Origin of the sequence: Mycobacterium sp. ELW1 (assembly GCF_008329905.1) — a bacterium.
Taxonomy (GTDB): domain Bacteria; phylum Actinomycetota; class Actinomycetes; order Mycobacteriales; family Mycobacteriaceae; genus Mycobacterium.
Genome location: NZ_CP032155.1, coordinates 2,896,747 through 2,921,801, shown reverse-complemented (window position 1 = coordinate 2,921,801; position 25,055 = coordinate 2,896,747). Strand labels below are relative to the sequence as shown.

The 25,055-nt window shown below is 68.2% G+C and carries 19 protein-coding genes, 1 pseudogene and 2 riboswitches; of the genes and pseudogenes, 8 read left to right on the top strand and 12 right to left on the bottom strand.

What is annotated here, in order from left to right; genetic code table 11:
- Positions 1 to 4: 4 nt before the first annotated feature.
- The 7 genes and pseudogenes from gnd (at position 5) to D3H54_RS13575 (ending at position 10,585) form a co-directional block, all read left to right on the top strand.
- Complete coding sequence (gene gnd / locus D3H54_RS13605; protein ID WP_149379481.1) at positions 5 to 1,459, top strand: NADP-dependent phosphogluconate dehydrogenase; 1,455 nt, start codon at positions 5 to 7, stop codon at positions 1,457 to 1,459.
- Between the two features lie 18 nt (positions 1,460 to 1,477).
- Positions 1,478 to 2,914: a GuaB1 family IMP dehydrogenase-related protein gene (locus D3H54_RS13600; protein ID WP_149379480.1), complete on the top strand. Its 1,437-nt coding sequence runs from the start codon at positions 1,478 to 1,480 to the stop codon at positions 2,912 to 2,914.
- Between the two features lie 190 nt (positions 2,915 to 3,104).
- Positions 3,105 to 4,465 (top strand): annotated as a pseudogene (locus D3H54_RS13595) (hemolysin family protein).
- Positions 4,465 to 5,517: a hemolysin family protein gene (locus D3H54_RS13590; protein ID WP_149379479.1), complete on the top strand. Its 1,053-nt coding sequence runs from the start codon at positions 4,465 to 4,467 to the stop codon at positions 5,515 to 5,517. The pseudogene D3H54_RS13595 and the gene D3H54_RS13590 overlap by 1 nt, the downstream one beginning before the upstream one ends.
- A gap of 31 nt (positions 5,518 to 5,548) precedes the next feature.
- Positions 5,549 to 6,427 (top strand): 3-methyladenine DNA glycosylase, encoded by an 879-nt coding sequence (locus D3H54_RS13585; RefSeq protein WP_149383520.1) that lies wholly within the window; start codon positions 5,549 to 5,551, stop codon positions 6,425 to 6,427.
- Between the two features lie 19 nt (positions 6,428 to 6,446).
- Entirely contained in the window at positions 6,447 to 8,630 is a 2,184-nt protein-coding gene (locus D3H54_RS13580) for a malate synthase G (RefSeq protein ID WP_149379478.1), read from the top strand.
- 53 nt (positions 8,631 to 8,683) lie between these two features.
- A complete protein-coding gene (locus D3H54_RS13575; RefSeq protein WP_149379477.1) occupies positions 8,684 to 10,585 on the top strand; it encodes a substrate-binding domain-containing protein in 1,902 nt (633 codons plus the stop codon).
- Positions 10,586 to 10,589: 4 nt separating this feature from the next.
- On the opposite strand, the gene D3H54_RS13570 is transcribed toward D3H54_RS13575, so the two are convergent.
- The 12 genes from D3H54_RS13570 to secA2 form a co-directional block, all read right to left on the bottom strand.
- Positions 10,590 to 11,462, bottom strand: coding sequence for an alpha/beta fold hydrolase (locus D3H54_RS13570; RefSeq protein ID WP_286199230.1), 873 nt, complete (start codon positions 11,460 to 11,462; stop codon positions 10,590 to 10,592).
- 33 nt (positions 11,463 to 11,495) lie between these two features.
- Positions 11,496 to 14,354, bottom strand: coding sequence for an aminomethyl-transferring glycine dehydrogenase (gene gcvP / locus D3H54_RS13565; RefSeq protein ID WP_149379476.1), 2,859 nt, complete (start codon positions 14,352 to 14,354; stop codon positions 11,496 to 11,498).
- A gap of 37 nt (positions 14,355 to 14,391) precedes the next feature.
- Positions 14,392 to 14,513, bottom strand: a riboswitch (glycine riboswitch).
- A riboswitch (glycine riboswitch) is annotated at positions 14,514 to 14,611 on the bottom strand.
- Positions 14,612 to 14,632: 21 nt separating this feature from the next.
- A complete protein-coding gene (locus tag D3H54_RS13560; protein WP_149379475.1) occupies positions 14,633 to 15,277 on the bottom strand; it encodes a MerR family transcriptional regulator in 645 nt (214 codons plus the stop codon).
- Between the two features lie 211 nt (positions 15,278 to 15,488).
- Entirely contained in the window at positions 15,489 to 15,983 is a 495-nt protein-coding gene (locus tag D3H54_RS13555; RefSeq protein ID WP_036344970.1) for a bifunctional nuclease family protein, read from the bottom strand.
- A gap of 46 nt (positions 15,984 to 16,029) precedes the next feature.
- A complete protein-coding gene (ftsR, locus tag D3H54_RS13550) occupies positions 16,030 to 16,773 on the bottom strand; it encodes a transcriptional regulator FtsR (RefSeq protein ID WP_149379474.1) in 744 nt (247 codons plus the stop codon).
- A 34-nt stretch (positions 16,774 to 16,807) separates the two neighbouring features.
- Positions 16,808 to 17,275, bottom strand: coding sequence for a glycogen accumulation regulator GarA (garA, locus tag D3H54_RS13545; protein ID WP_286199229.1), 468 nt, complete (start codon positions 17,273 to 17,275; stop codon positions 16,808 to 16,810).
- Between the two features lie 156 nt (positions 17,276 to 17,431).
- Positions 17,432 to 17,827 (bottom strand): glycine cleavage system protein GcvH, encoded by a 396-nt coding sequence (gene gcvH / locus D3H54_RS13540; RefSeq protein ID WP_149379472.1) that lies wholly within the window; start codon positions 17,825 to 17,827, stop codon positions 17,432 to 17,434.
- Between the two features lie 39 nt (positions 17,828 to 17,866).
- Entirely contained in the window at positions 17,867 to 18,628 is a 762-nt protein-coding gene (locus D3H54_RS13535; RefSeq protein ID WP_210419694.1) for a DUF881 domain-containing protein, read from the bottom strand.
- Position 18,629: 1 nt separating this feature from the next.
- Positions 18,630 to 18,962 (bottom strand): small basic family protein, encoded by a 333-nt coding sequence (locus D3H54_RS13530; protein ID WP_036344963.1) that lies wholly within the window; start codon positions 18,960 to 18,962, stop codon positions 18,630 to 18,632.
- 15 nt (positions 18,963 to 18,977) lie between these two features.
- Positions 18,978 to 19,892, bottom strand: coding sequence for a DUF881 domain-containing protein (locus D3H54_RS13525; protein ID WP_149379471.1), 915 nt, complete (start codon positions 19,890 to 19,892; stop codon positions 18,978 to 18,980).
- On the bottom strand, positions 19,879 to 20,475 hold the full coding sequence (locus tag D3H54_RS13520) for a CDP-alcohol phosphatidyltransferase family protein (protein ID WP_149379470.1): 597 nt from the start codon (positions 20,473 to 20,475) through the stop codon (positions 19,879 to 19,881). Before D3H54_RS13520 ends, D3H54_RS13525 begins: the two co-directional genes overlap by 14 nt.
- 16 nt (positions 20,476 to 20,491) lie before the next feature.
- Positions 20,492 to 22,774 carry an accessory Sec system translocase SecA2 gene (secA2, locus tag D3H54_RS13515; protein ID WP_286199281.1) on the bottom strand — a complete coding sequence of 761 codons (2,283 nt, stop codon included), beginning with the start codon at positions 22,772 to 22,774 and terminating at the stop codon, positions 20,492 to 20,494.
- Positions 22,775 to 23,129: 355 nt separating this feature from the next.
- On the opposite strand from secA2, the gene D3H54_RS13510 reads away from it, so the two are divergent.
- The gene (locus tag D3H54_RS13510; RefSeq protein ID WP_149379469.1) at positions 23,130 to 25,043 is read left to right on the top strand and encodes an ABC transporter ATP-binding protein/permease; all 1,914 of its coding nucleotides are present in this window, start codon (positions 23,130 to 23,132) and stop codon (positions 25,041 to 25,043) included.
- Positions 25,044 to 25,055: the final 12 nt, after the last annotated feature.

The following is a 25,055-nucleotide window of genomic DNA, read 5'->3' as shown; positions in this document are numbered from 1 at the left end:
CGAGATGAGCTCACCGCAAACGGACGGTACTGCACAGATCGGTGTTACCGGAATGGCGGTGATGGGATCGAACATCGCGCGGAACTTCGCCCACCACGGCTATACCGTCGCCTTGCACAACCGGTCGGTCGCCAAGACCGATGCCGTACTCGCCGAGCACGGATCCGAGGGCAACTTCGTGCGCACCGAGACGATGGCCGAATTCGCCGCCGCGCTGGAGAAGCCACGTCGTGCGCTGATCATGGTCAAGGCCGGCGACCCGACCGACGCGGTGATCAACGAGCTGTGCGAGGTCTTCGAGCCGGGCGACATCATCATCGACGGCGGCAACGCGCTGTACACCGACACCATCCGCCGCGAGAAGGCGGTGCGCGAGCGCGGACTGCACTTCGTCGGCGCCGGCATCTCCGGCGGTGAGGAAGGCGCATTGAAGGGGCCGTCGATCATGCCGGGCGGGCCCGCCGAGTCCTACAAGTCGCTGGGGCCGCTGCTCGAGGAGATCTCCGCGCACGTCGACGGCGTTCCGTGCTGCACCCACATCGGCCCCGACGGTGCCGGCCACTTCGTCAAGATGGTGCACAACGGCATCGAGTACTCCGACATGCAGCTCATCGGCGAGGCCTACCAGCTGCTGCGCGACGGGCTCGGCAAGACCGCACCCGAGATCGCCGAGATCTTCGCGGAGTGGAACAAGGGCGATCTGGACAGCTACCTGATCGAGATCACCGCCGAGGTGCTGCGCCAGACCGACGCCAAGACCGGCAAGCCGCTCGTCGACGTCATCGTCGATGAGGCCGAGCAGAAGGGCACCGGCCGCTGGACGGTCAAGTCGGCGCTGGATCTCGGAGTGCCGGTGACCGGTATCGCCGAGGCGGTCTTCGCCCGCGCACTGTCGGGCTCGGTCCCGCAGCGCAAGGCTACGACCGGCCTGGCCTCCGGCGACCTGGGTGAACGACCCACGGACGCAGCGCAATTCATCGATGACGTCAGCAAGGCGCTCTACGCCTCGAAGATCATCGCCTACGCCCAGGGCTTCAACCAGATCCAGGCCGGCAGCAACGAGTACGACTGGAACATCACCCCCGGCGACATGGCCACGATCTGGCGCGGCGGCTGCATCATTCGCGCGAAGTTCCTCAACCGGATCAAGGAAGCGTTCGACGAGAACGCCGACCTGGCGACGCTGATCGCCGCGCCGTACTTCCGCGATGCGGTCGAGGCCGGGATCGACAGCTGGCGTCGCGTCGTGGTGAAGGCCACCGAGCTGGGCATTCCGATCCCCGGGTTCGCCTCGGCGCTGTCCTACTACGACGCGCTGCGCACCGAACGGCTGCCCGCGGCGCTGACCCAGGGCCTGCGCGACTTCTTCGGCGCACACACCTACGGCCGGACCGACGCCGACCCGGCCGCCCGATTCCACACCCTGTGGAGCGGTGACCGCACCGAAGTCGAGGCGTAGCGCCGTTAGGCTGATCGGGTGCGCTTTCTCGACGGCCAGCTACCTCAGTACGACCTGACCTACGACGACGTCTTCGTCGTCCCCAGCCGATCCGACGTCGCGTCCCGGTTCGATGTCGACCTGTCGACCTCCGACGGCACGGGGACGACGATCCCGGTCGTGGTGGCCAACATGACCGCGGTGGCGGGCCGTCGGATGGCCGAGACGGTGGCCCGCCGCGGCGGCATCGTGGTGCTGCCGCAGGACCTGCCGATCGACGCTGTCAAGCAGACCGTCGACTTCGTCAAGAGCCGCGACCTGGTGGCCGACACCCCGGTGGTGCTGGCGCCTGATGACTCGGTGTCCGACGCTGTCGCGCTGATCCACAAGCGGGCCCACGGGGTGGCCGTGGTGGTGTTCGAGGGCAGGCCCATCGGCCTGGTCACCGAAGCCGCCACCGTCGGCGTCGACCGGTTTGCGCGCGTGCGCGACATCGCGGTCAGCGACTTCGTCACCGCTCCGGCCCACACCGATCCACGGCAGGTGTTCGAGCTGCTCGAGCACGCCCCGGTGGACGTGGCCGTCCTCACCGATGTCGACGGCGCCCTGGCCGGGGTACTCACCCGCATCGGCGCCATCCGCGCGGGCATCTACACCCCGGCCGTCGACGCGGCGGGCCGGCTGCGGATCGCCGCCGCGGTGGGCATCAACGGCGACGTGGCCGCCAAGGCGCGGGCGCTCGCCGAGGCCGGCGTCGACGTGCTGGTGGTCGACACCGCGCACGGCCACCAGCTCAAGATGCTCGACGCGATCAAGGCCGTGTCGTCCCTGGACCTCGGCGTCCCGCTGGCAGCAGGCAACGTCGTGTCCGCCGAAGGGACGCGCGACCTGATCGGGGCCGGCGCCTCCATCGTCAAGGTGGGAGTCGGCCCCGGCGCCATGTGCACCACCCGGATGATGACCGGCGTCGGGCGCCCGCAATTCTCTGCCGTGGTCGAATGCTCCTCTGCCGCACGAGAACTCGGCGCGCACGTGTGGGCCGACGGCGGCGTGCGGCATCCGCGCGACGTGGCGCTGGCGCTGGCGGCGGGCGCGTCGAACGTGATGATCGGGTCCTGGTTCGCCGGCACCTACGAATCCCCCGGTGACCTGATGCGCGACCGTGACGGCCGGCCCTACAAGGAGAGCTACGGCATGGCCTCCAAGCGGGCCGTGGCCGCCCGCACCAGCGCCGACAGCGCCTTCGACCGCGCCCGCAAGGCGCTGTTCGAGGAGGGCATCTCGACCTCGCGGATGGCGCTTGACCCCGAACGCGGCGGCGTCGAGGATCTGCTCGACCACATCACCTCGGGAGTCCGCAGCACCTGCACCTACGTCGGTGCCACCACCATCGCCGAGCTGCACGAACGGGTGGTGCTGGGCATCCAGTCGGCGGCCGGGTTCGCCGAGGGGCATCCCCTGCCGACCGGCTGGTGAGCCGGTCATCGTCGGCGAAGCCGCTAACATAGGGATTTGTTCTGCTCCCCGAGGAAAGGGAACCTGTGCCGCAGGCACCCATCGAGGTCCCCGCGGATCGGGCTGCCTGGGGCGAGCGCCCCGCAGACGAGGCCGAGGCCGAACCTTCTTCTAGCCGGCCGGGCATGTGGCCCGGCTGCCCCACCCGCTCATGACCGCCATGTACACCGCGTTGAGCCTGTTGGCGATCGTCGTGCTGACCCTCGGAACGGCGTTGTTCGTCGCCGCCGAGTTCTCGCTGACCGCCCTGGAACGCAGCACCGTCGACGCGAACGCCCGCACCGGTGACCGCAGCGACCAGAACGTCGCGAAAGCGCATCGCACGCTGTCCTTCCAGCTGTCCGGCGCGCAATTGGGCATTTCGATCACCACGCTGGCCACCGGTTATCTCGCCGAGCCCGTCCTGGCGCGGCTGCTCGATCCGGTCCTCGAGCTGCTGCATGTGCCGCAGCGGGCGGCCGCCGTGATCTCGCTGACCCTGGCGATCCTGATCGCCACCTCCTTGTCGATGGTGTTCGGCGAACTGGTGCCCAAGAACCTCGCGGTCGCGCGGCCGGTGCCGACCGCGCGCGCCACCGCCGGATTCCAGCTGATGTTCTCGACAGTGATGACCCCGATCATCAAGCTCACCAACGGCACCGCCAACTGGATCCTGCGCCGGATGGGCATCGAGCCGGCCGAGGAACTGCGCTCGGCGCGCTCCCCGAAGAACTCGGGTCGCTGGTCCGCAGCTCGGCCGAGCATGGCTCGCTCGACGAGGCCACGGCGGCGCTGGTGAACCGGTCGCTGCAGTTCGGGTCGCGGATCGCCGAGGAGTTCATGACCCCGCGCACCGAGATCGAGGCACTCGACGCCGACAGCACGGTCGCCGACCTGGTCACCGCCTCGGCGAGCACCGGCTTCTCCCGCTTCCCCATCGTCCGCGGCGACCTGGACGAAACCATCGGCCTGGTACACGTCAAGCAGGTGTTCGGCGTGCCCGCCGAGGAGCGTTCGACCACCCGGCTGGTGTCGATGGCGATCCCGGTGCCCACGGTCCCGGCGTCGCTGGACGGCGACGCGCTGATGGCCCAGCTTCGCGCCCACGGCCTGCAGACCGCGATGGTGGTCGACGAATACGGCGGCACCGCGGGCATGGTCACCGTCGAGGACCTGATCGAAGAGATCGTCGGTGACGTCCGCGACGAGCACGACGACTCCACACCCGACTTCCAGAAGGCAGGGCAGGGCTGGCAGGTGTCGGGGCTGCTGCGCATCGACGAGGTGTCGGAAGCCACCGGATTCCGCGCCCCCGAAGGCGAATACGAAACGATCGGCGGGCTGGTGCTGGAGAAGCTGGGCCACATTCCCGAGCCCGGCGAATCGGTCGAACTGTCCGCCTTCGACCCGGACGGCCTCTTCGACGACCCGGTTCACTGGCGGGCCACCGTCGTCGAGATGGACGGCCGCCGGATCGATCAGCTCGTGCTGACCGAGTTGGGCCGCCGCGGCGACCCGGGGCGGGAGGGCTGATGGGCGACTTCCTGGGCGTTCTGCTGACCATCGCGCTGCTGGGCGCCAACGCCTTCTTCGTCGGGTCCGAATTCGCGCTGATCTCGGCCCGCCGCGACCGACTGGAAGCCCTTGCCGAACAAGGCAAACGGAGCGCGGTGACGGTGCTGCGGGCCGGTGAGCAACTGTCCCTGATGCTGGCCGGCGCCCAGCTGGGCATCACCGTGTGTTCGATCCTGCTCGGCCGGGTCGGCGAGCCCGCGGTGGCCCACCTGCTGGAGAAGCCCTTCGATCTGGTCGGGGTTCCCGACGCCGTCCTGCACACCGTGTCGTTCGTGGTGGCGCTGGGCGTCGTGGTGACGTTGCATGTGCTGCTCGGCGAGATGGTGCCCAAGAACATCGCGATCGCCGGTCCGGAGAAGACGGCGATGCTGGTGATCCCGGTGTATCTGGTCTACGTGCGGTTCGCCCGGCCGTTCATCGCTTTCTACAACTGGGCGGCCAACACCACGTTGCGCGCCTTCGGCGTCGAAGCCAAGGACGAACTCGACGTCACGGTGTCCACCGTCGAACTCGCGGAGATGATCGCCGAATCGCGATCCGAAGGGCTGCTGGACCCGGAGGAACACATGCGGCTGACCCGGGCGCTGCAGATCCGCAACCGGGTGGTCAACGACGTGGCCGTGCCGGTGCGCGACATCCGGACGGTGCCGGTCGCCCGGCCCGGCAGCGGGCCGACCGTCAGCGCCATCGAGCAGGCGCTCAACGAGACGGGCTACTCCCGGTTCCCGGTCACCGATGCCGGCGGCGACTTCATCGGCTTCGTCCACATCAAGGACATCCTCGACCGGATCGACGAGCGCGACGCGGTCGTCGACGGCTCCGTGGTGCGTCCGCTGCCGCGGGTTACCAACGACATGCCGCTGCCGGACGCGCTGTCCCAGCTGCGTCGCGACAACAGCCACCTGGCCCTGGTCACCGACGGCGATGAGTCGGTATGCGCCATGGTCGCGCTGGAGGACCTGGTCGAGGACCTGATCGGCACGGTGCGCGACGGGATGCACCGTGCGTGACGGCCCGCTGGCCGAACACACATGGCTGGGGATGGCGGCGGCTCACCGCGCCCGGGTGGAGCGGTTCACCGGCCCGCATCTGCAGCGCGCCCGCCGCGGCGAGGCGCATCCGGTGTGGGATTTCCTGTTCACCTACTACAGCCTGCGACCGCGCCAGCTGCGGGTGTGGCATCCCGGTTACGGCACCTCGCTGGCCGGCCCGGCGAGTGCGGAATACCTCGACCGCGCGGGCTATCACGCCACGCCCGACGGCGTGACCGTCGGCTCCGGCTTCCTGCACTCCCGGCTGTCCACGGTCGGTTTCGTGGCCGACCTGCTGCGCCGCACCGAAGCACGCGCGCCGCAGTTCGGCTGCTTCGGGCTGCACGAATGGGCGATGGTCTACCGCTCCGACGCGGTTCGCCACGGCGCGGTGCCGCTGCGACTCGGCGGGCCGGGTACCGATGCGGTGGTGGAGTCGATGCCGCTGCGCTGCACTCATTTCGACGCCTATCGGTTCTTCACGGCCGCGGCCGCGCCACGCAACCGCGGAATACCGACCCGCGCCGCGCAGCGCGACTGGGAACAGCCGGGGTGTCTGCACGCGAACATGGATCTCTACAAGTGGTGCTTCAAGCTCGGACCGCTGGTGAATTCGGAGTTGCTGGTGGGCTGCCTGGAGCTGGCCGCGGACGCACGTGAGCTCGACATGCGGGCGAGTCCCTATGACCTGTCGGACTTCGGGTTTGAGCCCATCACCGTCGAGGAACCCGCCGGGCGAGCGGAATACGTCCGGCGCCAGGGGGTTATAGCCGAGCGCGCCGCGCCGTTGCGGGCGGCGCTGCTGGCGTGGTGTGAGCGGCTGCTGGGTGCGGAGGTGGCCTACGACACTCTGTCGGAGGGGTTCCTACCTGCGGGTAAGATGAATTGATTGTCGTGAGGGAGGACAGATGAGCGATCGCGTGCCCGTGGGCAACCTGCGTGTGGCGCAGGTGTTGTACGACTTCATCACCAACGAGGCGCTGCCCGGCACCGGGATTGATGCCGACAGCTTCTGGGCCGGGGTGGACAAGGTCGTCACCGACCTGACGCCGCAGAATCAGGATCTGCTCGCCCGCCGCGACGATCTGCAGGCGCAGATCGACAGGTGGCATCGGCAGCGGATCATCGGCGGCATCGACGCCGGTGAGTACCAGCAGTTCCTCACCGACATCGGCTACCTGCAGCCGGATCCGGGTGACTTCAGCATCACCACCTCCGGCGTGGACGACGAGATCACCACCACCGCCGGCCCGCAGCTGGTGGTTCCGATCCTCAACGCCCGCTTCGCGCTCAACGCCGCGAACGCCCGCTGGGGTTCGCTGTACGACGCCCTCTACGGCACCGACGTCATCAGCACCGAGGGCGGCGCCGAGCCGGGCACCAGCTACAACCAGATCCGCGGCGACAAGGTGATCGCCTACGCCCGCGACTTCCTCGACAAGGCCGTTCCGCTGGCGTCGGGATCATGGGCCGACGCGACGGGCATCAGCGTCGCCGACGGCGCCCTGGAGATCGCGCTGGGCGACGAGTCCACCGGGCTGGCCAGCCCGGAGAAGTTCGTCGGCTACACCGGCGAGCTCGGCGAACCCGCCTGGTCGGTGCTGTTGGTCAACAACGGCCTGCACATCGAGATCCTGATCGACCCCGAGTCGCCCGTCGGCAAGACCGACAAAGCCGGCGTCAAGGACGTCGTGCTGGAGTCCGCGATCACCACGATCATGGACTTCGAGGACTCGGTGGCCGCCGTCGACGCCGACGACAAGGTGCTCGGCTACCGCAACTGGCTCGGCCTGAACAGGGGTGACCTGGCCGAAGAGGTCAGCAAGGGCGGCAAGAGCTTCACCCGCGTGCTCAACGACGACCGGACCTACAAGACGCCGGGCGACGGCGAGTTGACGCTGCCCGGGCGCAGCCTGCTGTTCGTCCGCAACGTCGGGCACCTGATGACAAACGACGCGATTGTCGATGCTGAGGGCAACGAGATCCCCGAAGGCATCCAGGACGCGCTGTTCACCAGCCTGATCGCGGTGCACGGCCTCAAGGCCGAGGACGGCAGCCCGCGGCAGAACAGCCGGACCGGGTCGATCTACATCGTGAAGCCCAAGATGCACGGGCCCGATGAGGTCGCGTTCACCTGCGAACTGTTCAGCCGCGTCGAGGACGTGCTGGGCCTGCCGCAGAACACCATCAAGGTCGGCATCATGGACGAGGAGCGCCGCACCTCGGCCAACCTCAAGGCCTGCATCAAGGCCGCCGCCGACCGGGTGGCGTTCATCAACACCGGCTTCCTGGACCGCACCGGGGACGAGATCCACACCTCGATGGAAGCCGGCCCGATGATCCGCAAGGGCGCCATGAAGTCCCAGCCGTGGATCAAGGCCTACGAGGACCAGAACGTCGACATCGGCCTGGCGACCGGGTTCTCCGGCAAGGCGCAGATCGGTAAGGGCATGTGGGCCATGACCGATCTGATGGCCGACATGGTCGAGCAGAAGATCGGCCAGCCCCGCTCCGGCGCCACCACCGCGTGGGTGCCGTCGCCGACGGCGGCCACCCTGCACGCCATGCACTACCACTACGTCGACGTCTACGCGGTGCACAAGGAGCTGGCCGGCAAGACCCGCACCAGCATCGACGAGTTGCTGACGATCCCGCTCGCCAAGGAGCTGGCGTGGTCGCCCGAGGAGATCCACGAAGAGGTGGACAACAACTGCCAGTCGATCCTCGGCTACGTGGTGCGCTGGATCGACGCCGGTGTCGGCTGCTCCAAGGTACCTGACATCCACGACGTCGCTCTGATGGAAGACCGTGCGACGCTGCGTATTTCGAGCCAGCTGCTGGCGAACTGGCTGCGGCACGGTGTGATCACCGAGGACGCCGTCCGGGAAAGCCTGCGCCGGATGGCGGCGGTGGTCGACGAGCAGAACGCGTCCGATCCCGACTTCAAGCCGATGGCGACGGATCCGGACAACAGCATCGCCTTCCAGGCCGCCCAGGAGCTGATCCTGGCCGGCGCCGCGCAGCCCAACGGCTACACCGAGCCGATCCTGCACCGGCGACGCCGGGAGTACAAGGCCAGCACCGGCGCCTGACAAGCACGTCCACACCGCATCACCGTTGACAGGGAAGAGGATCAAGCACCGCCATGGGCAGGCACAGCAGACCGGGTCCCGGGGGTTCATTCGGTGACGAGCCTGCCGACGACAGTCCGACCGGTCGCTTCGCCCGTCCCGGTGACTCCGATGGTCCCGACAGCGATGACGCACGCGACGACACCGGCTCGTCGCCGCTGACCGACACCGCCCGGCGCAGAATCGCTTTCGAGGGCGGGCACCGCAGTGAGAGCGGCCGCCGCGGGGTGAGTCTCGGGGTGATCGCCGCGCTGATCACGGTCGTGGTGGTCGTCGGCGCGGTGATCCTGTGGCGGTTCTTCGGCGATGCGCTGTCCCATCGGTCGACCGACGCCGCCCAGAAATGTCTGGGCGGCACCCTCAACGTCGGGGTGGTCGCCGACCCGTCGATCGCCGACAACGTCAGCAAGTTCGCCCAGGGCTTCAACGCCACGGTCACCCCGGTCGGCGATCGCTGCGTGAAAATGATTGTCACCGCAGCCGATTCGGATCGCGTGGTCGACGGTTTCGTGTCCAACTGGCCCGGCGATCTCGGCGAGCGTCCGGCCCTGTGGATCCCGGCCAGTTCCATCGGTGCGGCCCGCCTGCAGTCCAGCGCGGGCAAGGAAGTCGTCAGCGACGCCCGCTCACTGGTCAGCTCACCCGTCGTGCTCGCGGTGCGACCGCAGCTCAAAGACGCCCTGGGACAACAGGGGTGGTCGGCGCTGCCGGGGTTGCAGTCCAATCCGACGGCGCTCGACGGCCTGAACCTGCCCGGCTGGGGATCGCTGCGACTGGCGCTGCCCACCGTCGGGAATGCCGACGCCACGTATCTTGCCGCCGAAGCGGTGGCAGCTGCGTCGGCGCCGCCGAACTCACCGGCCACCGCCGGCATCGGCGCGGTCAACGGTCTGGTCGCCGGGCAGCCCAAGCTCGCCGACGACACCACCGACACGGCCTGGAAGTCTCTGCTGGGTACCGGGGACCCCGGTGCGCCGGTTCACGCGGTGGCGACCACCGAGCAGCAGCTGTTCGCCCGCGCGTCGTCCACGCCGGACGCCAAAAACAGTGTCGCCGAATGGTTGCCGTCGGGACCGGTGGCCCTGGCCGACTACCCCACCGTCTTGCTGGCCGGAACCTGGTTGTCCGAGGAGCAGGTCAGTGCGGCCAGCCAGTTCGCCCGGTTCATGCGTAAACCCGAACAGCTCAGCGCCCTGGCGAAGGCCGGCTTCCGGGCCGAGGGCACCACCCCGCCGGGCAACGATGTGGTGAGCTTCCCGCAACTGGGATCGCCGCTCACCATCGAGGACGAGTCGGTGCGGGCCACCCTGGCCGCGGCGGTGTCCACCCCGGCCACCGGGTCGGCCACCACGATCATGCTCGACCAGGCGATGGGTACCGACGAAGGCGGCAAGTCCCGGCTGGCCAATGTGGTGACCGCGCTGACCAACCGGATCGGCGCACTGCCGTCGAACGCGGCGGTGGGGTTGTGGACGTTCAACGGTGTCGAGGGCAAGTCGGCGGTGCCGATGGGGCCGCTGACCGACGATGTCAACGGGCAGCCACGCTCGGCGGCACTGACCGGCACACTGGGCGGGTTGTCGCCGTCGGGCAGCGGTGCCGTGTCGTTCACGACGTTGCGGCTGGCCTACGGCGAGGCGCTGGCGAACTTCCGGCAGGGGCAGACCAATTCGATGCTGGTGATCACGCAGGGTCCTCACACCGATCAGACGCTGGACGGCCCCGGGCTGGTTCAGTACGTGAAGTCGGCGACCGATCCGGCCAAGCCGGTGGCGATCAACGTCATCGACTTCGGTGACGACTCTGACCGGTCGACGTGGGAAGCGGTCGCCCAAACCTCGGGCGGCACGTATCAGAACGTCGCGACGTCCGATTCGCCGGATCTGGCGACGGCCGTGTCGACGCTGCTGTCCTGATCCGTCAGCCGAGCCGCAGCAACTGTCGGACGCCCGCGGTGAATTCGTCGGGCACCTCGATCTGCGGGTAGTGGCCGACGCCGGCCAGCTCGATCACCTCAGCCGCCGGCCGCAACTCCCGCAGGCCGGCCAGGACGTTGGTGGTGGCCACGGGATCGCCGGTGGCCCAGAGGAATCCGAGCGGCTTGTCCCAGTCGCGGACGGCCACGTGCCATCGGTCGGCGAAGCGCACCCGTTCGTTGAGGTAGGCACACAGCAGGTTCAGGATGCGGTGGCCGTCGTCGCGTGCCAGCAGCGCCCACTGGGCGTGGGCCTCCTCGTCCGACAGTGGATGCGCGGCGCTGAACAGCTTCGCGAACCCGCGTAGGAAGCCACGCTCGTTGGTCAGCCGGGCGAACAGCGGGCCGAGCGGGCCGCGCAGGATCTTCTGGCTGGGGCGCAGGCTGGCGCGCTCGATGATGACGCTGCCGTTGGTGAGGACGGCGCGCTGGATGTCGAAGGGCAGCGTGCCGGCGATGTCGCGAGCCAGCAGCTCGGTGGCCACCGACGTGCCCATGTCGTGGGCAAGCAGCACCACCGGACCCGGTGCGGCGTCGGCGACGACCTGCTGCACGATGTCGGCCTGCTCGAGCAGGCTGTAGCGATGCGGGCGGGGCTTGTCCGACAGCCCGAAGCCGAGGAAGTCCAGCGTCAGCCAGGCCTGGTCACCCAGGCGATCGACGACCCCGCGGAAATCGTAGGAACTCGACGGGAAGCCGTGCAGCATAAGCAAGGTCGGGCCGGACGAGCCAGCGTGGGATCGGACGAACACCGACCCCACGCTGGTGGACAGCATCCGGCCACCCTCTTGCCACTGGCGGACCTCGGCAGGCAGCACGGCTTGCACGCTATCAGCGACGTCGCGCCCAGATCAGGCGAACGCCTCCACCGGCGGGCACGAGCACACCAGGTTCCGGTCGCCGTACGCCCCGTCGATGCGTCGCACCGGCGGCCATACCTTCGCCCGGTTTCCCTTGCCCAACGGGTATGCCGCCTGCTCACGGCTGTACGGGTGTGTCCACTCGTCGACCAGCAGGCATTCGGCGGTGTGCGGCGAATTGCGCAGCGGATTGTCGTCGGCGGGCCACTCCCCCGAGCCGACCTTGTCGATCTCGGCGCGGATCGCGATCATCGCCTCGCAGAACGCGTCCACCTCGGCCAGGCTTTCGCTCTCGGTGGGCTCCACCATCAACGTGCCGGCGACCGGGAAGCTCATGGTCGGTGCATGGAAACCGAAGTCCGCCAACCGCTTCGCCACATCGTCGACGGTGACGCCGGTGGACTTGGTGATGCCCCGCAGATCGAGGATGCACTCGTGGGCGACCATGCCGTTCTCGCCGGTGTAGAGCACCGGGTAGTACTCGTCGAGGCGGCGCGCGATGTAGTTGGCCGAGGCGATCGCGGTCAGCGTGGCATCGCGCAGGCCGCCCGCACCCATCATCCGGATGTAGGCCCAGGTGATCGGCAGGATCGACGCCGACCCGTACGGGGCCGCCGACACCGGATGTCCCTTCGGTAGTTCCTCGGCCATCGGGTGGCCGGGCAGGAACGCCGCCAGGTGCGAGCGCACCGCCACCGGTCCGACACCGGGGCCGCCGCCACCGTGCGGGATGCAGAACGTCTTGTGCAGGTTCAGGTGGCTGACGTCGCCGCCGAACTTGCCCGGCCGGGCCAGCCCGACAAGAGCATTGAGGTTGGCGCCGTCGACGTACACCTGCCCGCCGGCGTCATGCACCGCGGCGCAGATGTTGGCGATGTCGTGCTCGTAGACCCCGTGCGTAGACGGGTAGGTGATCATCAGCGCGGCCAGCCGCTCGGCGTGCTCGCTGACTTTTGCGCGCAGATCGTCGAGGTCGACGTCGCCGTTCTCCCGGCAGGCCACCACGACCACCCGCATACCGACCATCGCCGCGGACGCGGCATTGGTGCCGTGCGCGCTGGACGGGATCAGGCAGACGTCACGGCCGGTGTCGCCATTGGCCAGGTGATACTCGCGGATGGCCAGCAGTCCGGCGTATTCACCCTGCGATCCGGCGTTGGGCTGCAACGAGATTGCGTCGTACCCGGTCAGGCCGGTCAGCCAGCCCTCCAGATCGGCGATCAGCTTGCGCATGCCCGGGGTGTCACCGGCCGGGGCGAACGGATGCTGCTTACCGAATTCCGGCCAGGTGATCGACTCCATCTCGGCGGCGGCGTTGAGCTTCATCGTGCACGACCCGAGCGGGATCATGCTGCGGTCCAGCGCTATGTCTTTGTCGGCGAGCATGCGCAGGTAGCGCATCATCTCGGTTTCGGTGCGGTACCGGTGGAACGCCGGGTGGGTCAGGAATTCGCTTGTCCGCGACTCGATTTCGGGACCGGCGTAATCCCCTGCCAGGCTGGCGCCGAAGGACTCCAACACCAGGGCGACATGGGCCGCGGTGGTGGCCTCGTCACACGTGACCGACACGTGGTCGGCGTCCACCCGCCAGATGTTGATGCCGCGACCCTTGGCCTCGGCCTGCACCGCGGCAGCGCGGTTCGGGACATGCACCAGCACGGTGTCGAAGAAGGTGTCGTGCACCACCTCGACGCCGGCCTCGCTCAGGCCGGCGGCCAGTGAGCGGGCGTGCCCGTGGACGCGGCGGGCGATGCCGGTCAGGCCCTCGGGACCGTGGTAGCTGGCGTACGACGCGGCCATCACCGCCAACAGCACCTGGGCGGTACAGATGTTGGAGGTCGCCTTGTCGCGGCGGATGTGCTGTTCACGGGTCTGCAGCGACAGCCGGTAGGCCGGCGCTCCGTCGCTGTCGACCGACACCCCCACCAGGCGGCCGGGCAGCTGGCGGGCGTGCTTGTTGTGCACCGCAAGGAAACCGGCGTGCGGTCCACCGAATCCCATTGGCACACCGAATCTCTGCGCGCTTCCGAACGCGACGTCGGCGCCCAACTCACCCGGCGGGGCGATCAGCGTCATCGCCAACAGGTCGGCGCCCAGCGCCACCAGCGCACCGCGCTCGTGGGCCTGCTCGACCAGCTTGGACCAGTCGGTCACCCGTCCGCTGGCGCCGGGCAGCTGTGCGATGACGCCGAAGAACTCACCGTCGGGAAGACCGTTGCGCAAGTCGGCGGTGACGATCTCGATGCCCAGCGGCTCCGCGCGGGTCGCCAGGATGGCCGCGGTCTGGGCGAACATGTCCTCGTCGACGGCAAGCCGGTTGGCCGAGCCCCGCGATGCGCGGTGCATCAGCGTCATCGCCTCGGCGGCCGCGGTGGACTCGTCGAGCATGGAGGCGTTGGCGAGATCCAGCCCGGTGAGGTCGGCGATCATGGTCTGGAAGTTCAGCAGCACCTCGAGCCGGCCCTGGCTGATCTCGGGCTGATACGGCGTGTACGCGGTGTACCAGGCGGGGTTCTCCAGGATGTTGCGCAGCAGCACCGGCGGGGTGAGCGTGTCGTAGTAGCCCTGCCCGATCATCGACACCGCGATGGTGTTGGTGTCGGCGAGCGCCCGCAGCTCGGCCAGCGCCTCATGCTCGCCGACCGCGGCGGGCAGCTGATCGAGGCCGGGGGCGATGCCGTCGGCGGAGAGCGCGTCGAGGATGCCCGCAGGCAGCGCCTTGGCCGCCAGTTCCTCGAGCGAGGCGACCCCGATCACGTCGAGCATGGTGGCCAACGCATCGGAATCGGGTCCGATGTGACGATCGGCGAAGGTGGGCTGGCTGTGATTGGACCCTGCTTGTTCCGACATGGGGGACTCCTGACTTACGGCGCAGCCGTCAGCGGCGTCCTCTCCCTCTGTCGTCGACCCGGACCGGGTGCCTGAGAGATTCGGTCAGTCCGCGTGTCAGCGGTGCTGCCTTTCCCCATGGGCGGGCGACCGCGAGGTCACCGCTTTCCAGAGGCATCGTGGCCACGCGCGGTCCGGGGGCCTGAGAGGTTGACGGAGAGGTGTTGCTCCTTCGGCGTCCGTGACTGGCTGCCACGAAACTCTCCCGCGCGAGGGCGATACGAAAAAGATTCTAGCTGCTAACCGATCTTGCGGTCGCGGCTCTTCCGCCGGGAGGCCAGCTCGTCCTCCGGTGAGGCGATCGACTCGCCGCCGTCGGCCCGCTCGCCCGGGAAATCGGCGATCGCGCCGGACAGTTCCCGCATGGCTCCGCTGACCGCGATGCCGAACACACCTTGGCCGCCCTGCAGCAGGTCGACGACCTCTTCGGCCGACGTGCACTCGTACACCGTTGTGCCGTCAGAGAACAGGGTGATGTTGGCCAGATCCTGCACGCCGCGCTGACGCAGATGGTCGACGGCGACCCGGATGTTGTGCAGCGAGATGCCGGTATCGAGCAGACGCTTGACAATCTTGAGGACCAGGATGTCCTTGAACGAATACAGCCGCTGGCTGCCGGAGCCGGCCGCACCGCGGATGGACGGCACCACCAGTGAGGTGCGCGCCCAGTAGTCCAACTGGCGGTAGGTGATTCCGGCGATCTGGCAGGCGCTCGGCCCGCGGTAGCCGACCAATTCGTCGGGAACCGAGTCGTCGGGGAACAGGCCCTGCTGCACCGCCTCGCTCACTGGCGCGCCGGCGGGCGTATCCGCCTCAAAGCGGCCGTCGGAACCAGAGCCCGTGCCAGCAAGGTCCAACTGTCCCTGACGTGGCTGCTCGCCCACGATGCTTCCTCTCGCCGTTCGAACCTATGGCCCGCTCACCGCTCCACCAACCACGTTTGCCCAGTCCGAGTCCACCGAGCATACGCTTTTCGACGGGCGGTCGTGCTCGTCGTCGTGATGAAAGTATGGCTGCCCTTGCGCGTGCCACCGGTCATCCCTCGGGCGTGTCGAACCGCTTGGGCCAAGTGATACGCGTCCGTGATCTTGGTGGTCAGGTCGCTTTGAAGTCGTCCGGCGACACGCTGTCGAGGAATTCCTTGAACTTCTCGACCTCGTCCTCGCGGACCGCGCCGGTGGATTCCTCGTCGTTCTCGTCGGGGATGAGCAGCCCGGCCTCGGCCAGCACCGCCTCCTCCACGTAGATCGGCACACCCATCCGCAGGGCGATCGCCACCGAGTCCGACGGGCGCGCGGACACCTTGATGTCGCGGTCGAAGATCAGGTCGGCGTAGAAGGTGCCTTCCTGCAAATCCACGATGCGCACCTCTTTGAGCGAATGCCCCAGTGCGCCAATGACATCTCGGAAGAGGTCGTGGGTCAGCGGGCGGGTCGGCTCGACACCCTGCTGTTCATACGCGATCGCGGTGGCCTCGGACTGGCCGATCCAGATCGGCAGATACCGGTCGCCGTTGGACTCCCGCAGCAGCAGGACCGGCTGGTTCTGGGGCTGTTCGACGCGAATGCCCACCACACGAACCTCGCCCATCTGTGTCTGACCTCCGCGCTCGTTGCAGTCCTTTGGAGTCTAGTCCTCAGCGGTCGAGAACGTCTCGTACAGCGGACTTGATCAGCGATGTGTGCAATGTGATTGCCAGCGCGGCGACCTCACGCGCCAAGTCGTCCGCGCGATCGCGCGCCCCGGTCTTCGACGCCTTGCCCACCGGCCCGGCGATCTGCGCGATCAGATCGGACTGCCGATCGGCCGCCGACCGGAACGCCCGCAGGTGCCGCGGTTCCACGCCGTACTCCCCCAGCGCCCGCGCACACTGCGCGATGACCACCGAATACTCGTCGAACAGCCCACCCGGGCCGGTGGTGATCACGCCCGCTTTGCACAGCGCGGTCAGCAACTCCTCGCCCACCCCGGAGCGTTCCAGCAGATCCTCGCGGCTCAGCCGGACCTGGGTGCGCGCCACGTCGGTTTCGACGTCGGCGTCGTCGCCGAATTGGCTGCCGTCCGCCACCGTCACCAAACGCGGTACAGCGTAAGGCGATCCGGTGTGCGGCAGCTCGCCGTCCGGCTGGGCGTCGAGCTGCGCCTTGATGACTTTGAGAGGTAGATACTGGTCGCGCTGCGCGGTCAGGATGAACCGCAACCGTGCGCAGTCGTACGCGGTGAACCGCCGATACCCCGATGCGCTGCGCTCCGGCGTGACGAGACCTTCGGCTTCCAAGAATCGGATCTTGGAGATCGTCACGTCCGGGAAGTCCGGTCGCAGCAGGTCCAGGACCGCTCCGATAGACATCCCGGCAAGCGCGGGACTATCGGGCTGCATCGTCAGCTCTTCGCGCGAGCGCTCATCGCCGTCACTAGCTTCCTGGAACGCTGTCGTCCTCGGACGACTTCGGTCCGGTGAGGAACACCAGGCGGAACTTGCCGATCTGTACCTCGTCGCCGTTGGCCAGGGTGGCCGAGTCGACCGGTTCGCGGTTCACGTAGGTGCCGTTGAGGCTGCCGACGTCGACGACCTGGAATTCGTTGCCGTCCAAGCGGAACTCGGCATGCCTGCGGCTGACGGTCACGTCATCGAGGAAGATGTCGGAGTCCGGATGGCGGCCCGCCGACGTTGTCGCCTGGTCCAGCAGGAACCGCGACCCCGCATTCGGGCCGCGCTTCACGACCAGCAGCGCCGAGCCGACCGGGAGACCTTCGACCCCGGACACCCCGCTCTCGCCGCTGGTGGCCGCCGGGGCGTCCAGCTCGTTGAGGAAGTCGGCCCGGAAGACGGACGTCGTCTCCACGGTGACTTCGTCAGAGTTCTGGTCCTTGTCGGTCACCCGCTGCTCCTTCACTGGCTGCCGTGGCTGTACTTGGCGGGAATCCGCACAAGGCGCCCGTCCGCCTCACCAATCACTTACGACGACCGTACCGCGCAGTGGTCGTCGTTGTACCCACCACCGCCGGATCGGTGGCTGGCAGGCACCCTAACAATGTCATTCGGTCACTGTGTCCCGATAGGCGTCCGCATCGAGCAACGCCGCCAACCCCTGTTCGAGGGTATCGCCGTCGACCTGCAACTCCAACAACCACCCCTGACCGTAGGGATCGGAGTTCACCAGTCCGGGGCTGCCTTCCAATTCGCCGTTGACGGCAATCACTTTGGCCGACACCGGTGCGTAGAGATCGGACACCGACTTGGTGGACTCCACCTCGCCGAACGACTCACCGGACGTGACGTCGCTGCCCACCTCGGGGAGCTGCACGAACACCACGTCACCCAGTGAGGACTGGGCGAAGTCGGTGATGCCGACGCGCACGGTGTCGTCACCGGTACGCAGCACCCACTCGTGCTCGGCGGTGTAGCGCAGGTCGGCTGGGATTTCGCTCACGGTGCTCCTCGGTCTCGGGTGCTCATTGTGTCGGGCTGCTCATTTGACGGGCTGAGCGTATTGGCGCGCTTTCGGTTGCCGCAAGGTGGTGATGTCCACCCGGTCGGACTGCGCGACGGTCATTCGCCCGCCCACCCGTTCGACGCTGTCGACGGCGCCGCCCGGGATGTTCATCGCGGCAGCCAGGGTGGGCGGATCGCCAATGGCCAGAACAGAATACGGCGGGCCCAGAGTTTGCGTGTCGATCACCAGCGCGCCGGGGCTGCCGACCACCCAGGTGTCGACGCCGACGCGGACGGCCTGCTGCCCGGAGCGGATCTCCATCGCCTCGGCGCCGGCGGCCCGCAGTTCGTTGATGACGTCGAGCATGGTTTCCGGGGCGACGCCGGGTCCAGGGTCGTCGATCGTGATCGTCACGCCGGGGCCGGTGGCGGCGACGGTGCCGATCAGGATCGACAGCGCGGCCAGCCTGGCCTGCGCGTTCTGGATCGCAGCCTGGTCGCTGCTGCCCGCTGTCTGCATGGCTGCGAGGTTGCGCTGCAGATCGGCCACCTCGGTGTTGAGCGTTGCTTCACGCTGCTGCAGCGAGCCGAGCAGGACCAGCAGGTCGGCTGGGCGCGCGGTGTCCAGTGCGTCGCCTGTCTCGGTCTGCCTCGCCTGAGTGGCGATCGCCACACCGAGCATCAGGCACAGCAGTACGCCGAGCGCGCCGAACATGATCTGCATGCGGGTGCGGGGCCGCCGCAGCGGCGCCGGGGCTGGGCCCGGCAATTCGTGGCGGCCGTGTTCTTCGTCGGTCACCTCAGGCCCCGAACAGCCGGCGCCGCAGTGCGGCGGCGTTGCCGAAGATGCGGATGCCCAGCACGACGATGATCGCCGTCGACAGCTGGGTGCCCACCCCGAGTTGATCGCCGACGTAGACGATGAGTGCGGCCACCAGCACGTTGAACACGAACGAGACCACGAACACCTTGGGGTCGAAGATCTTCTCCAGGTAGGCCCGCAGACCGCCGAACACCGCATCGAGCGCGGCGACGACCGCGATCGGCAGGTACGGCTGGATGACCTCAGGGACGCTGGGGTGCAACACCAGCCCCAGCACGATGCCGACGATGAGTGCGGCGATTCCGATCATCTGCTGATACGCCCCCTACCGGCTGATCTGCTTGGCAAATTTAATCTCCCGTACCGCGCTCGCCGGCAGCGACAGGCCGTCGCCGCTGCTCACGCTGACCCCCACGCCATAGGAGACCTCGAGGAGCCGCAGCCGCTGCAGCCCGCTGCTCCGATCGAAGGTATCGCGCATCGCGCCCGGCGGCCCCACCGCCAGGATCGTGTACGGGCTGCTGATCGGATGATTGTCGACCAGAATGGCGCCGCCCGCCTGACGGATCGTCACGTTGGGCCCCATCCGCACTCCCCCGACCGAGATCGCTTCGGCCCCACTGGCCCACAACGAGTTCACGGCCAGCTGGAGATCGCGATCCAGGATGATCTGCCGGCTGCCGGCCACCCGCTGCTTGGACACGTCGGACAGGTCGCGCCCCACGCCGGGGTCGGTCACCGTGACCGACAGGCCGGGCCCGATGACGGCGGTGGTGGCCGCGGCCAGGCTGAGCGCATCGAGCCTGCTGAGCAGATCTCGGCCTGCCGCGTCGTCGCGCAGCTGACGGCGCTGGATGCTGTCGGCCTGGGTGGCCAGCTCGTCGCGGCGCTGGGTGAGCCGGTCGGTGGTGCCTTCGGCGGATCGCACGCTGGCGGCCAGCACCTGCTGGGCGGCGTTGACGCCGGGCGCGGTGGTCCGGGCTTGCGCGACCGCGGCGGCGAACACCACCGCTATCAGCACTGCCGCCACTGCCTGCCAGGCCCGGTCGGCGATCGTTCGCGTGGTCTGTCTGCTCTTCTCGCGCGCAGCGGCAGCGGCGGCGTAGCCGGGGTCGAGGTGTTCGGTGAGCAGCGAACGCAGCAGGCCCGGCAGCGGGATGAGGGCCGGCCGCTGCTCGTGGCGCTCGCTGCGGCCGGCCCGCGGGTCGTAGCCGCCGAGTGCGCTGTCAGGTGCGGGCATCGCTGACGCCGGCCTTGGGCATTGTGGTCACCACCAGACGGACCTGCAGCAGGTAGAGGACGGCTGACCACAGGTACATGCCGACGCCCCACAGCAGGAAGCCCCAGCCGCAGGCGCCGATCACCCGGCTCCACGTCGCGTCCCACTGGCCGAGCAGCACCAGCGGGAAGCCGGACATCAGCGCGAACGTCGCCGCCTTGCCGATGTAGGTGACCGGCAGCGCGGTGAGCCCGCGGCTGCGCACCACCGGAAGGGTGGCGGCCAGCACCAGATCGCGGCCGACGAGCGTCGCCACCAGCCACCACGGCACGACGCCCGCGAAGCCCATCCCGACCGGAACGGCCACCATGTAGACGCGATCCACCAGCGGGTCCAGCAGTGCGCCCAGCTGTGACGATTGGTTGGGCACCAGGCGGGCGATCTTGCCGTCGGCCCAGTCGGAGAAGCCGCTGAACATCAGGATCGCCACGGCCCACCCGTACGCGTCGGTGGCCAACAGCAGGTACAGGAACACCGGCACCAGCACGAGCCGGATCACCGACAGGATGTTCGGGATCGTCAGCACCCGGTCGCGACGGTCCATGGTGATGAACTTAGCCCTAGCGGAAGACCCCGGGCAGGCTGAGCGCCGACAACGTGTCGTCGTTGAGCGGGTTGTCGTGGACCATGTATGTCCAGGTCGAGGTCGGGCGGGCCAGCTTCGACAGGTCCAGGCCCTGCTCCTCTTCGAGGATGTTGGCGGTCTCGAAGGTCTGCTGGGCGGCCTCGATGGCGTCGGCGGCCAGGTGCGCGAACGCGTCGACCGCCATCCGGTGGAACTCGTCGAGCGGGTTCTGCCTGCCCAGCGCGCGCAGGTGGATGCTCTCCCGGATGTCGGCCAGGTAGGCCAGGTGGTCGGCCCAGCCGCGGTCCAGGTGGAACAGCATGATCTGGCGGCAGATCGTCTCGAGCCGGTCCTCGCCGGACTTCTCGACGAGCTCCTCGTACCGGTCGGGCGAGAGTTCCTTGAGCTCGTTGCGGGCTGCCGGCGTGCTCAGCAGGGTGTTGCGGCGCTCGACGATGATCGCGCGCTGCTGGGCGATGAGCTGGTTGTAGCGCCAGGTGTTGGCGTGGACGTCGAGCAGCCGGCCTTCGGCCACCCGCTGGGCGTGGTCCAGCAGGGCGCCCGCCTTCGGGCTGGTGATCCGTCCGGTCTCGTCGGCCTCGGTGGGCAGCTTGCCCTCGTCGAGATGCGCGACGACGACGTCGTCCTCCCAGCTGGCGAAGAACACCGATGAACCCGGGTCGCCCTGGCGGCCGGCGCGCCCGCGCAGCTGGTTGTCCAGCCGCTCGGTGCGATGCCGCCCGGTGCCGATGACGTGCAGACCGCCGAGCTCGGCCACTTCCTTTTTATCGGCGGAATGGTCGTCCGATTCGGAGCCACCGAGCCGGATGTCGGTGCCGCGGCCGGCCATCTGGGTGGACACCGTGACGGTGCCGAGCTTGCCGGCTTCGGCGATGACGGCGGCCTCTTCCTCGTCGTTCTTGGCGTTGAGCACCACCGCCGGGACGCCGCGGCGAACCAGCCGCTCGTGCAGCTCTTCGGACTCGGCGACGTCGTGCGTGCCGACCAGGATCGGCTGCCCGGTGGCGTGCACCTCGACGATGTGCTCCATGATCGCTTCGATCTTGGCCGCGGCGGTGATGTAGACGCGGTCGTCGGCGTCCTCGCGGATGTTCGGCGTATTCGGCGGGATCGGCGAGACGCCGAGCTTGTAGAACTGGCGCAGCTGTTCACCGGCGGCCAGCGCGGTACCGGTCATGCCGCACACCGTCGGGTACCGGTTGATCAGGGCCTGCACCGTGATGGTGTCCAGCACCTCGCCGGTTTCGGTGGTCTCGATGCCTTCCTTGGCCTCGACCGCGGCCTGCAGTCCGTCGGGCCAGCGTTGCAGCGACGCGATCCGCCCGCGCGAGGAGTTGATCAGCTGCACGGCGCCGTCGCGGACGATGTAGTGCACGTCGCGCTGCAACAGCACATGCGCGTGCAGCGCGACGTTCACCTCGGTCAGCGTGGTGGTGACGTGCTCCTCGGAGTAGAGGTCGATACCGCCGAGCGCGGCCTCGAGCTTCCTGGCCCCCTCGTCGGTGAGGTGCACGTTGCGGCTGTCGGCGTCGGTGTCGTAATCGATGCCGGCCCTCAAATCGCCCACCAGCCGGACGATTTCGACCTTCGGGGTCTCCCGGTGGGTGGTGCCGGCCAGTACAAGCGGCACCAGGGCCTCGTCGACGAGCACGGAGTCGGCCTCGTCGATCAGCGCGACGTCGGGGTTGGGCGACACCAGGTCGGCGACATCGGTGACCAGCTGGTCGCGCAGCACGTCGAAGCCGATCTCGTTGACCGAGGCGTAGGTGACATCGCATTTGTAGGCGGCGCGGCGTTCCTGTGCGGTCGACTCGGCGGTGATCCAGCCGACCGTGAGACCCATCGACTCGATCAGCGGCGCCATCCACTCGGCGTCGCGACGGGCCAGGTAGTCGTTGATGGTCACGACGTGGACGTTGCGCCCGGCCAGGGCGTAGCCGGCGGCGGCAATCGCACCCGAGAGGGTCTTGCCCTCACCGGTGGCCATCTCGATGACGTCGCCGGCCATCATGCGCAGCGCACCGGACAGCTGGACATCAAACGGACGCAGGCCGGTGGTGCGTTCGGCGGCTTCGCGGGCGACGGCCAGGAACTGCGGGATGTCGGACGACGAGGCGAGGTCGCTGAGGTCCAGCAGCTTCGCGGCCTTGGCGAGTTGCTCGTCGTCGAGGCCCTTGGCCTTGTCGTCGAACTCGGCCGAGGCGTCCACCTCGGCCATCGATTGAGCCTTGGTCTTCTCGGTGGTGGCACCGAGCATGCGCCAGAAGCCCCGGCTGATCCGGCCGGGTCCGGCAACGCTGTCCTTGCGAGTTTTCGCCACGGGTCAACGGTACCGTCGGCGCCATGACCGACGTCGACGTACTCGTCGCGGTGAGTTCCCGACGCGCTGCCCACGGCGACGGCGCGCAGCCTTCGTTATCGGCCCGGACGGATATTTGTGCTTCAGGGACCGCGACTCGACCCCGGGGGCGGGTCTGACGAGGACGCTGAAGCTCACATTTCGCTAGCCATCTGGCACACACGCGCGCCTTAGCCGGGATGCCGGGGTAGGTTCGCCGGGAAAGCCAGCAGATCGGGCGTCGGGTGGTCGGCGCCGCAGGAGGAGAAGCGCGTTGGAGAAGTTCACCCCGTCCATGGACTGGGGACACGAGCTCGTCCCGTCCCTGATTTGGATTTCCAAAGCGTGGGCGATCAGCGCCGTTTTGAGTCTCATCGTGCTGGTCTTGCTGGCCCGCTACACGGTGTGGGGCCGGCAGTACTGGCGGATCACCGGGGATTACTTCAAAGGCCGGCAGAGCATCAAGGTGTGGGTCTGGATCGCCGTGCTGTTGCTCTCGACGATCATCTCGGTGCGCCTCGACGTCCTGCTCAGCTACTACAGCAATGACCTGTTCACGTCGCTGCAGGTGGCGTTCCAGGGCGCGGGCGGCGGCAACGAGGAAGTTCGCCAGTCCGGTATCAGCGGATTCTGGGCGGCGCTGATCCTGTTCGGCATCCTGGCGACCATCTACATCAGCCGGGTGATGCTGGACATCTACCTCATGCAGCGGTTCATCATTCGCTGGCGGGTGTGGCTCACCGACCGGCTCACCTGCGACTGGCTCGACGACCACGCGTACTACCGCACCCGGTTCACCGACAGCGACATCGACAACCCCGACCAGCGCATCCAGTACGACATCGACATCTTCACCGCCGGGGTGGGGTCCTCGCCGAACACGCCGATGATCGGCAGTTCCAGCACGTTGCTGTTCGGCGCCATCAACTCGTTGGTGACGGTGGTTTCGTTCACCGTGATCTTGTGGAACCTGTCGGGTCCGCTGACCTTCCTCGGTGTCACCCTCGGGCACGCGCTGTTCTGGGTGGTGCTGGTCTACGTGCTGGTGGCGACGATCATCGCGTTCTGGATCGGCCACCCGCTGATCCGGCTCAGTTTCCGCAACGAGCTCACCAACGCCGTCTTCCGCTACGCGCTGGTCCGGCTGCGTGATTCGGCCGAGGCCGTCGGCTTCTACCGCGGCGAGAACGCCGAGCGGGGCCTGCTGCGCGCCAAGTTCGCCCAGATCATCGCCAACTACAAGCGCTACGTGAATCGCACGATCGCGCTGACCGGCTGGAACCTGTCGATGAGCCAGATCATCAACCCGCTGCCGCTGGTGATCCAGGCGCCGCGGCTGTTCGCCGGGCAGATCGACCTCGGTGACGTCACCCAGTCGTCGAGCGCATTCGGGTCGATCCACGACTCGCTGTCGTTCTTCCGCAACGCCTACGACTCGTTCGCCTCCTACCGGGCTGCCATCATCCGTCTGCACGGCCTGGTGGAAACCAACGCCGAGGCGCGCGAGCTGCCCAAGCTGACGACAGTCACCAGCCAGGACGGGTCGGTGGAATTGCGCCGGGTCGAGGTTCGCAAACCCGACGGCAGCCAGCTCGTCGATCCGATCGATCTGCGGCTGGAGCCGGGCGAGACGCTGGTCATCACCGGGCCTTCGGGTGCAGGCAAGACCACGCTGCTGCGCAGCCTGGCCCAGCTGTGGCCGTTCACCTCCGGCACCCTCTGCCGGCCCGAGGACGACGACACCATGTTCCTGTCGCAGATGCCGTACGTCCCGCTCGGCGATCTGCGGACCGTGGTGTCCTACCCGGCCACCTCCGGCGAGATCAGCGACGAGGACCTGCAACATGCGCTGTCCAAGGTCGCCTTGTCGCACTTGACGATTCGCCTCAACGAGTCGCAGGACTGGGCCAAGGTGCTGTCGCCGGGCGAGCAACAACGCATCGCGTTCGCCCGAGTGCTGCTGACCAAACCCAAGGCGGTCTTCCTCGACGAAGCCACCTCGGCGCTCGACGAGGGTCTGGAGTTCGCGCTCTACGAGATGGTGCGCACCGAGCTACCGGACACCATCCTGGTCAGCGTCAGCCACCGCAGCACGGTCGAGCAGCACCACGCCAGGCACCTGGAACTGCTCGGCGAGGGCCAGTGGCGCCTCGGCCACGTCGAGGGTAACGAGCCCGCTACCGTCTAGCCTGCGGCGCTG

What these genes read in the sequence shown, in the direction of transcription:
- D3H54_RS13530 (WP_036344963.1), bottom strand. Translation starts at nt 18,962, where the DNA reads ATGATCGGAATCGCCGCACTCATCGTCGGCATCGTGCTGGGGCTGGTG.
- ftsR (WP_149379474.1), bottom strand. Translation starts at nt 16,773, where the DNA reads ATGCAGCCCGATAGTCCCGCGCTTGCCGGGATGTCTATCGGAGCGGTC.
- D3H54_RS13520 (WP_149379470.1), bottom strand. Translation starts at nt 20,475, where the DNA reads ATGGACCGTCGCGACCGGGTGCTGACGATCCCGAACATCCTGTCGGTG.
- D3H54_RS13575 (WP_149379477.1), top strand. Translation starts at nt 8,684, where the DNA reads ATGGGCAGGCACAGCAGACCGGGTCCCGGGGGTTCATTCGGTGACGAG.
- D3H54_RS13585 (WP_149383520.1), top strand. Translation starts at nt 5,549, where the DNA reads ATGGCGGCGGCTCACCGCGCCCGGGTGGAGCGGTTCACCGGCCCGCAT.
- gnd (WP_149379481.1), top strand. Translation starts at nt 5, where the DNA reads ATGAGCTCACCGCAAACGGACGGTACTGCACAGATCGGTGTTACCGGA.
- gcvP (WP_149379476.1), bottom strand. Translation starts at nt 14,354, where the DNA reads ATGTCGGAACAAGCAGGGTCCAATCACAGCCAGCCCACCTTCGCCGAT.
- D3H54_RS13590 (WP_149379479.1), top strand. Translation starts at nt 4,465, where the DNA reads ATGGGCGACTTCCTGGGCGTTCTGCTGACCATCGCGCTGCTGGGCGCC.
- secA2 (WP_286199281.1), bottom strand. Translation starts at nt 22,774, where the DNA reads ATGCTCGGTGCCACCACCGAGAAGACCAAGGCTCAATCGATGGCCGAG.
- D3H54_RS13525 (WP_149379471.1), bottom strand. Translation starts at nt 19,892, where the DNA reads ATGCCCGCACCTGACAGCGCACTCGGCGGCTACGACCCGCGGGCCGGC.
- D3H54_RS13555 (WP_036344970.1), bottom strand. Translation starts at nt 15,983, where the DNA reads ATGGGCGAGGTTCGTGTGGTGGGCATTCGCGTCGAACAGCCCCAGAAC.
- D3H54_RS13580 (WP_149379478.1), top strand. Translation starts at nt 6,447, where the DNA reads ATGAGCGATCGCGTGCCCGTGGGCAACCTGCGTGTGGCGCAGGTGTTG.